Raw genomic sequence first — 637 nt, 5'->3', positions numbered from 1 at the left:
ATGTCTGCTCTTCCCCAAAAGTGACCTACTTACTGCGCGGCAACGAAATGACGCGATGGGGCCACTTCCGGACATCCTCGTTTGATCTCCAGAATACACCACTGGCCCCAAGTTAGTCGTTGATTTACAAGATGCATAAGCGAACGAGCCATGCTCGACGGCGAGCGCTCTGCGCCGACGACTGGCAGAATGAAGCCGCCGCCGGAGGCAAGTATGGTCGAAACCACTCTTTCCACCACCTATCGTGAATACATCGACTGTCTGAACAGGCAGGATTGGGCTGCGCTGGAGCAATTCGTTCATGCCGAGGTGCACTACAACGGCGAACGGATTCGGCTGTCTGGTTATCGCGAAATGCTGGAGAGAGATTTTCGTGAGATCCCGGACCTTCATTTCGACATTCAATTCCTAGTCTGTGAGCCCCCGCGCATCGCGAGCAGGCTCGGATTTAACTGCACGCCAAAAGGAAGTTTCCTCGGCCTTGAAGTTAATGGGCGGAAGGTCTCCTTTGCCGAGAACGTATTCTATGAGTTCGACGAGCGGAAAATAAAGGCGGTGTGGTCGATCATCGACAAGGCAGCTATCGAAAGACAACTTTAGGCCGGAGGAACGATCCCCGTTGCTTGGCCCGCTCCGG

Annotated in this window: 1 protein-coding gene; it reads left to right on the top strand. The window is 54.3% G+C overall.

What is annotated here, in order from left to right; genetic code table 11:
• The first annotated feature begins 213 nt into the window (after positions 1 to 213).
• Positions 214 to 600 (top strand): ester cyclase, encoded by a 387-nt coding sequence (locus AC630_RS42580; RefSeq protein ID WP_074124440.1) that lies wholly within the window; start codon positions 214 to 216, stop codon positions 598 to 600.
• The last annotated feature ends 37 nt before the right edge of the window (positions 601 to 637 follow it).

The organism is Bradyrhizobium sp. AS23.2, assembly GCF_001908185.1.
Lineage (GTDB): Bacteria > Pseudomonadota > Alphaproteobacteria > Rhizobiales > Xanthobacteraceae > Bradyrhizobium.
The sequence above is the reverse complement of the archived record's forward strand: the minus strand, read 5'-3'. Positions and strand labels throughout refer to the sequence as shown.

Bases quoted from the DNA above. Each gene is read 5' to 3' on its own strand.
- AC630_RS42580 (WP_074124440.1), top strand. From the start codon at position 214: ATGGTCGAAACCACTCTTTCCACCACCTATCGTGAATACATCGACTGT.